Genomic DNA, 7,997 nt, shown 5'->3' on the forward strand with positions numbered 1-7,997 from the left:
GATTGTCGCGAGCGCTTGTGCACGTCACCGTGCATAACTTGGCGCAACCGATTCGCCTTTTGCGAGCAATTGTCGGATCGATGGCGAAGTGCTTGCAGGCCGGATGCAATCCGCGCAACAATTTCAGAGTTGATGGTTTGATTTGCGGTCGCTGGGAAACCCCACCCGGCCCGGAGGATACCAGACGTGGCCAACATCCTGATCGTGGATGACGACCCGGCCGTGCAGATGACGATTCGGCTGCTCCTGGAGAGGGCTGGTCATCACATCACCGTCGCCGGAGACGGCCGCAAGGGACTTGCGCTGTTCGAAGCCAGCCAGTTCGACCTGCTGTTTCTCGACATCTTCATGCCCGGCATGGACGGCCTGGAGACGATGCGCCACATCCGGGCGCTGCAGCCGGCGATTCCGATCGTCGTCATTTCCGGCCGTTCGTCCACGCCGGATGCTCATGCGGAGCCGGACTTCCTCAAGATGGCGACCAAGCTTGGCGCGGTGGCGAGCTTGCAGAAGCCGTTCCGCGCCGACGCGCTGCTCGCCGCGGTCGCCGGCTGCCTGGACGCGACGCTGACGGCATCGGTGAGGAGTCCGGATGTCAGCACCGGCCGCCGATGACAAGAACCTTCATTATGTTCCAACCGAGCACGGGCACGGCCATTCGGGAAGCGGTGCAAATATCACCATGACGCTCGCTACGCGGCTCGCAATCGCGATGATCCTGCTGGTGGCGGTCACCGTGGCCGCAGTCGGCTGGCTCGGCTATCGCAACATCACCCAGGCCGTCATTCCGCGGGTCCTGGAGCGGATCGAAGCCCAGTCGAGCCTGCTGGCCACCCATCTTGAATCCTACGTTGCCGGCGCTCGTGGCGATCTACTCGGTTATCGCTCCGCCGCTGCCATCAATGGCCTGATCCGCGCCCATGTCGGTGGAGGCATCGATGCCGTCGACGGCGTTTCGGAGCAAACCTGGCGCGAGCGCATCGCAGCGCGGTTCGCAGCCGAGATCGACGCGAAACCGAGCTACGGGCAATTTCGAATTATCGGCCTTGACGACGACCAGCGCGAGCTGGTCCGCGTCGATCGCGCCGGCCCGAACGGAGCAGCACGGATCGTCCCCAACGGCGAACTCGAACGCAAGAGCGAACGAACCTATTTCCAGGAGACGATTCGATTGGCGCCGGGCGACGTCTATGTTTCGCCCCTCGATCTCGCCACCCGGCAGGGAGGAACCACGGACCCTCACATTCCGACGTTGCGCGTCGCGACGCCGCTGTTCACGCCGGATAGCAAGCCGTTCGGCATCATCATCGCCAATATCGACATGCGTCCCGCGCTCGATCGAATCCGCTCGACCGCGAGCGCCGGGGGAGAGATCTATGTCGTGAACGCGCGCGGCGACTATCTGGTCCATCCCGATCGCGCGCGGGAATTCGGCACATTGCGCGGCAGCGCAAATGACTGGCGCCGTGACTTTCCGTTCTTTGCAGCGCGGGCCGGCCTGCCGCAAGGATCGGCGCAGCTTACGAGCGACGGGTCGGGCCGGCCGAGTGGAGCGGCAATCGCGCCCGCGCTGCTTGCCGGCAAGGAGTGGTTGGCAGTCATCGAGACGGCCCCCTCCTCCGTGTTCAGCCGCGTTCCGGCGGCCATTCAAAAAACCTCCTCGCTGGTTGGCCTGCTTGCCGTCCTTGCCGCAGCTTTGCTTGCGATGCTGCTGGCGCGCTCATTGACGCGGCCGATCGGGCGTTTGACCGCGGCAGTGGAGGCGATCGGCAGCGGACGGCGCGCCGACATTCCCGTCGATGCGAGCGGAGAGACAGGCGTGCTGGCGCGGGCCTTTGCCCAAATGGTCGAAGAAACGAGAGCGAAGACGGCCGCTCTTGAACGCGAGGTCGAGGAACATCGCCGCACCGAGGCCGCGCGAAGCCATCATGAAGCGCGCGAGCGCTTGTTCAGCGCCGCCGTCGAATCCTCCGACGATGCGATCGTGATGCAATCGCTCGACGCCATCATCACCGGCTGGAATGCCTCCGCCGAGCGCCTCTACGGCTATCCGGCGAATGAGGCGATCGGGCAATCCACCTCGATCATCGTCCCACCCGACAGACGCGAGCAAGGCAAGGACTATTTGCGGCGGATCGCCGGAGGCGAGCCGATCGAACGCTTCGAGACGGTGCGCCTGCGCAAGGATGGCACGCCGGTCGAAATCTCACTCAGCCTGTCGCCGATCAGGGGCCCATCGGGCGAGATCGTGGGCGCCTCCGGCACCGCGCGCAGCCTGACCGAGGCGCGTCGGGCCGAGCGGGCGCTGCAGCAGCAGCTTGAGGAACGGCGACAACTTTTCGACACCTCGCAGGATCTGATCATGGTGATGGACGCGCGCGGCCACATCGCGCAGATCAGTCCGAGCAGCGAGTCTATTCTCGGCTACCGGCCGGAGCAGATGATCGGCCGCAGCGGCGCCGATTTCATTCATCCCGGCCATCTCGACCAGTCGCGCGACGAGATGCGCGCGCTCAGGCGCGGCGAGCGGCTGAAGCTCGCCGACACCCGCTGCTTCCACAAGGACGGACGCGAGGTCTGGCTGTCCTGGCTCGGTAGCTGGTCCGACCACGCCCAGCGTTACTTCTTCGTCGGGCGCGACATGACCGAGGCGAGGCTCGCACAGGAATCCTTGCGGGAGAGCGAGCAGCTTGCGCGCAATATCGTCGAGACCTCCCTCGACGCCTTCACCCAGACAGACCACACCGGCGCCATCCTGAGTTGGAACTCGCAGGCCGAGAAGCTCTTCGGATGGACGCGTGAGGAGGCAATCGGCAAGAATGCGATCGAGCTTTTCGTCGCCCCCAGTGAGCGCGAAAGCGTCAGGGCCAGACTGAAGCTCTTTCTCGAATCCGAGCAACAATCGCTAGCCAATCCACGGCGCGAACTTTTGGTGCGGCGGCGCGACGGTAAGGAATTCAGGGCCGAGCTCAGCGTGACGGCGCTCCGGCGACGCGAAGGCGTTCTCCTCAATTCGTTCTACCGCGACCTGACCGACAAGATCGCGGCCGATGAACGCATCCGTCATGCCGAGAAGATGGAGGCGGTCGGCCAGCTCACCGGCGGAGTGGCGCACGACTTCAACAACATCCTCACCGTCATCACCGGAACGATCGAGATCCTGGCCGACGCGGTGGCCAAGGAGCCGGAGCTCGCGGCGATCACGAAGATGATCGACGAAGCCGCCGGCCGTGGCGCCGAGCTGACGCAGCATCTGCTGGCGTTTGCGCGCAAGCAGCCGCTCCAGCCGCGCGAGATCGACGTCAACGCGCTGATCATCGACACCGCGAAATTATTGCGGCCGACGCTGGGCGAGCAGATCCATATCGAATCGGTGTTTGAGGACGAGAACTGCGTCGCGACCGTCGATCCGAGCCAGCTCACCACCGCAATCCTCAACCTCGCGCTCAATGCCCGCGACGCCATGCCCGGCGGCGGCAAGCTGATCGTGGAGACGGGCGCGGCCTATCTCGACGAGGTCTATGCCAGCGTCAACGACGTCCCGCCGGGCCACTACGTGCTGATCGCCGTGAGCGACACCGGCAGCGGAATTCCCGCCAACATGCTGGCCCGGGTGTTCGACCCCTTCTTCACCTCGAAGGGACCGGGCAAGGGCACCGGCCTCGGGCTTTCGATGGTCTACGGCTTCATCAAGCAGTCTGCGGGCCATATCAAGATCTACAGCGAGGAAGACCACGGCACCACGATCAAGATGTATCTGCCGCCCGGCAAGACTCCGACGGCGGTCGGCGAGAGCGTGACGCCGGCGACCATCGAGGGCGGACACGAGACGATCCTGGTGGTCGAGGACGACCGGCTGGTGCGCGACTACGTGCTGGCACAGCTGCATTCGCTCGGCTACGTCACCTTGCAGGCTGCGAACGCCGCGGAGGCGCTCGCAATCGTCGCCGCCGGAAAACCGTTCGACCTCCTGTTCACCGACGTCATCATGCCCGGCAAGATGAACGGACGGCAGCTCGCCGACGAACTGCAGAGAACGCGTCCCGATCTCAGGGTGCTCTACACGTCTGGCTATACCGAGAACGCGATCATCCATCACGGCCGGCTGGATTCGGGCGTTCTGCTGCTGGCGAAGCCCTATCGCAAATCGGATCTGGCGCGGGCCATCCGCAAGGCGTTGAGCAGTTGATGTGAGGGGCCGTAGCCCGGATGGAGCACAGCGCAATCCGGGACGTGTCTTGCCGTGGACACGGATCACCGGATTTTGCTACGCTCCATCCGGGCTACTGACCGATAAATTTACGACGCGCGCTGGGCCGCGGTCATCACGATCCGGATCAGATCGGCGGCATTGCGCGCACCGAGCTTCTTCATGATGTTGGCGCGGTGGTCCTCGATGGTGCGCGGGCTGATGCCGAGCGTGCGGCCGGCCTCCTTGTTGGAGGCGCCGGCGGCGAACTGCTCAAGCACCTCGCGCTCTCTGCGCGTCAACGGCTCGCGTCCGGGGAAATGCAGCGAACCGAACTTCGGCGCCGCGTTCTCCGACTGCCTGCGTGCATAGGCACCGATCGCCTCGTCGAGCCGGCCGACGATCTCGCTGCCGCGGAACGGCTTCTCGATGAAGTCGAGCGCGCCGCTCTTGATGGCCCCTACCGCCATCGCGATATCGCCCTGCCCGGAGATCATGAAGATCGGTGCCGGATAGTCTTCGCCGTGCAGCTCATTGAGAATGTCGAGACCCGACTTGCCGGGAATGTGCACGTCGAGCAGAACCGCTGCAGGTGTGCGGCTTCGCGCGACGGAGAGCAATGCTGCGCCGTCCGCAAAACAGATCACCTCATAGCCCGCCGCCTTCAACACCATCGACAAGGTGTCGCGAACGGCAGCGTCGTCGTCGACCACGAAGATTTCACCGCGAGAGCTTTGTTCGGCCATGTGCCACACATCCGGTTGGCATGAAGGACTCGCGTCCGCCCCAACCGTTATGGCGTTCGGCGCGGATTCGGCCCACCGTATTTGTACGGGACATGAACATAACGCACAAGTAGCGGCAAGGCGCCTAATTGCAGAGGACGGGGAATATCCATGCTAAATTGGGCGCTACGCCGCCTCTCGTCGCAATGCCCGAAATCGAGAGCCGTGAGCTGATTGCGGCTGACCTTCGCATGCTGATCTCGCAGATCGAGACCAGTATGCGCCGGACCGCCACAGCCATGGATCAAGAACACGGCAGCGATCCGGAAGGTTCCGCCGAGTCTTCGTGCTCGATGATGTCACACCCCGGCATGCCACGGCGATCGCCGCTCTCGATGCCTGCCGGGCCGGCCTTGGCAACGCCCTGGAATGCCTGTCGGAAGCCGGCAGCACGGTGTAGATCGCGATCGCTGCGACGCGGCAACCGCATTCTTTCATCGCATGGCGGCCCGCGGCTCAGGCGCGGTGCCGCTCCACGATCGCGTCGGTGGCGACGCCACCCCAGGTGTGCATCGCCGGCAGGCCCATCGCGGTCTTGCCGAGATTGGCGAGGCTGATGCGCAATGCGGCCAGATCCAGCGGCTTGGGCAGGCTCTGGAGCTCGATCCCGACGGAACGGGCGAAGCTGCGGGCGGCGCTGCGGCGCTTGCCGTCCATGCCGCTGATGACGATCACGGCGCCGCCAAATTTCGCCTTGGCCATCTCGCCCAGCACGTCGATGCCGTCGCCATCCTCCAGCACGAGATCGAGTGTCACGCAGTCGAAGCGCGCAGTGCGGAGTTTGTCGATCGCTTCGGCCACGGACGGCGCCACGGTGACTTCGTGGCCGGCCTGCTTGGCCGCGACCGTGATCAGGCTGCGCTGCGTGGCGTCGTCGTCGACCACCAGAAGCTGAAGTGCGCGCCGCTCGGCGCCGTCGGGCAGGTTTGACGGGAGAGGTGAGAAAGAGCTTCTGGGCATTACCGTATCCTGAGATTGAGACCGGCAATGGATACCCGGTTCGCGCTTAGGCGACGTAAAGCCGCGACGGCAAATTCAGTCGGATGTTTCAGCAAATGTGAACCAATGTCGCGGAGCACGACGACGAGACGCACGTGAAGATCACGCCGCCTCGTCACGGCCACCGGCTGCGCCGCGCTTCTTCCGGTTCTTGCCACGCAGGAATTGGATGTCCATTTCGACGCCGTTGACGCGCACCAGTTCGCAGCGGCGATAGGCAAGGCCGGTGGACGACAGCAGCAGGAAGAACTCTTTCAGGTTCAGGCCCTGAATCGAGCCTTCCACCGTCAGGACGGCGTCGGTGTCGGAGATCGCGTTGAGCTTGCAGTCGCGGCGCCAAGTGCCGTCGATGGCCATGATGCAGACATCATAGCCGCGACTGAATGTCACGCGTTCCGCGCCCTTGCCATCCTCGGCCATGCCTATCGTCCTGCCATGACCGCTACGCGCGGCGCGGCGCCGGCGAGAGCCGGCTTGGCGGCCGCGGCACGCGGGTCGTTCGGCTTGTAGAGACCGCGCCGCTCCGGAATCGGTCTGAACGTGTCGGTCAGTCCGACCACCGTTTCGGCCGCGCCCAGCACCAGGAAGCCGTCTCCCTCGATCTGACGAGCCAGGCGGTTGAAGATGTTGATCTTGGTGTCCTGATCGAAATAGATCAGCACGTTGCGGCAGAAGATGACGTCGAAAGTGCCGAGCTGAGCGAAATCGTGCAGCAAATTGAGCTGCCGGTGCTGGATCATCGCCCGCAGCTCGGGATTGATCTGCCAGGTCTCGCCGGTCTGCTTGAAATATTTCATCAGCATCTGGATCGGCAGGCCGCGCTGCACTTCGAACTGGCTGTAGATGCCGGCCTTGGCCTTCTCGAGCACCTCCTGCGACAGGTCGGTCGCGATGATCTCGACGCGCCAGCCGGTCAGGGCCGCACCCATCTCCTTCAGGCTCATCGCCAGCGAATAGGGCTCCTGCCCGGTCGAGCCGGCGGCGCACCAGATGCGCACGCTGCGGCGGCCGGCGCGGGCCTTGATGATCTCCGGCATGATGGTGTCGCGGAAATGATCGAAGGGGACCTTGTCGCGAAAGAAGAAGGTCTCGTTGGTGGTCATCGCCTCGACCACGCTGGTGACGAGCGCGCCCGAGCCAGCGCCTTGCAGCTTCTGCACGAGCTCGCCGATGCCGGAGATGCCGGCCTTGCGCGCCAGCGGCAACAGCCGGCTTTCAATCAGATATTGCTTGTCTGCGGACAGATCGAGGCCGGAATGATCCCTCAGGAACTTACGCAGATACTCATACTCGGTCGGGGTCACGGATAGGCCTCTCGGAAGCTGTACTGGGAACACTCTGGCTGGAACACTCCGCCAGATAACTCAGACCATGGCTTGTCCGACCGGGATCAAGCCGACTTCAGCGAATTTGTCGGCGATGATGTCTTTGTCGAAGGGCTTCATGATGTACTCGTTGGCGCCGCCGCTGAGCGCCTGAGCGATATGAGCCACGTTGTTTTCGGTGGTGCAGAACACGACCTTGGGCTGGTCGCCGCCCGGCAGGCGGCGCATGTGGCCCATGAACTCGAAGCCGTCCATCACCGGCATGTTCCAGTCCAGCAGCACAGCGTCGGGCAGCTTGCGCTGACAGACCTCGAGCGCTTTGGAGCCGTCCTCGGCCTCCGTGACTTCGAATTCCAGGCCTTCCAGGATCCGGCGTGCGATCTTGCGCACGACGCTTGAATCATCGACCACCAAACACGTCTTCATTTTGGTTCTCCGGCTTCGATGTTTTTGGGGCTCACGCAGCCATCTGTACTTCGGTTTTGAGCTCGAGGACGCGGTCGACGTCGAGGACGACCATGAGCTGGCCGTCGAGACGGTGGACACCGCCGGCGAGCTTGGCCATGCGGGGATCGAGATTGACGGGGTTTTCTTCCATGCCGTCCTCGGCGAGCCGCAGCACTTCGCCGATCTGGTCGATCAAGAGGCCGTAGGATTCACCGCGCAGGTCGACGCCGACCGCCATCGGGATCTTGCCGT

At 64.0% G+C, this 7,997-nt stretch carries 8 protein-coding genes; 2 read left to right on the plus strand and 6 right to left on the minus strand.

The genetic code is table 11. The features are described 5' to 3' along the window. Positions 1 to 186: 186 nt before the first annotated feature. Together GWG67_RS35910 and GWG67_RS35915 are read left to right on the plus strand one after the other, a co-directional pair. Positions 187 to 615 carry a response regulator gene (locus tag GWG67_RS35910; RefSeq protein WP_275174417.1) on the plus strand — a complete coding sequence of 143 codons (429 nt, stop codon included), beginning with the start codon at positions 187 to 189 and terminating at the stop codon, positions 613 to 615. Further along, on the plus strand, positions 593 to 4,189 hold the full coding sequence (locus GWG67_RS35915; protein ID WP_275174418.1) for a PAS domain S-box protein: 3,597 nt from the start codon (positions 593 to 595) through the stop codon (positions 4,187 to 4,189). The genes GWG67_RS35910 and GWG67_RS35915 overlap by 23 nt, the downstream gene beginning before the upstream one ends. Before the next feature lie 110 nt (positions 4,190 to 4,299). Here the strand turns inward: GWG67_RS35915 and GWG67_RS35920 are convergent, their stop codons facing one another. From GWG67_RS35920 to GWG67_RS35950, 6 genes are all read right to left on the minus strand, one after another. After that, positions 4,300 to 4,935: a response regulator transcription factor gene (locus GWG67_RS35920; RefSeq protein WP_007604420.1), complete on the minus strand. Its 636-nt coding sequence runs from the start codon at positions 4,933 to 4,935 to the stop codon at positions 4,300 to 4,302. A 495-nt stretch (positions 4,936 to 5,430) separates the two neighbouring features. Next, positions 5,431 to 5,934 carry a response regulator gene (locus GWG67_RS35930; protein WP_275174419.1) on the minus strand — a complete coding sequence of 168 codons (504 nt, stop codon included), beginning with the start codon at positions 5,932 to 5,934 and terminating at the stop codon, positions 5,431 to 5,433. A gap of 141 nt (positions 5,935 to 6,075) precedes the next feature. Further along, positions 6,076 to 6,393, minus strand: coding sequence for a PilZ domain-containing protein (locus tag GWG67_RS35935; protein ID WP_275174420.1), 318 nt, complete (start codon positions 6,391 to 6,393; stop codon positions 6,076 to 6,078). Between the two features lie 2 nt (positions 6,394 to 6,395). Then, entirely contained in the window at positions 6,396 to 7,277 is an 882-nt protein-coding gene (locus GWG67_RS35940; RefSeq protein WP_275174421.1) for a protein-glutamate O-methyltransferase CheR, read from the minus strand. A gap of 60 nt (positions 7,278 to 7,337) precedes the next feature. Continuing rightward, the gene (locus tag GWG67_RS35945) at positions 7,338 to 7,724 is read right to left on the minus strand and encodes a response regulator (protein ID WP_027568377.1); all 387 of its coding nucleotides are present in this window, start codon (positions 7,722 to 7,724) and stop codon (positions 7,338 to 7,340) included. 31 nt (positions 7,725 to 7,755) lie between these two features. Beyond that, a partial coding sequence (locus GWG67_RS35950) for a chemotaxis protein CheW (RefSeq protein ID WP_275174422.1) occupies positions 7,756 to 7,997 on the minus strand: 242 nt, incomplete at its 5' end.

The organism is Bradyrhizobium sp. CSS354, from assembly GCF_029051725.1.
Lineage (GTDB): Bacteria > Pseudomonadota > Alphaproteobacteria > Rhizobiales > Xanthobacteraceae > Bradyrhizobium.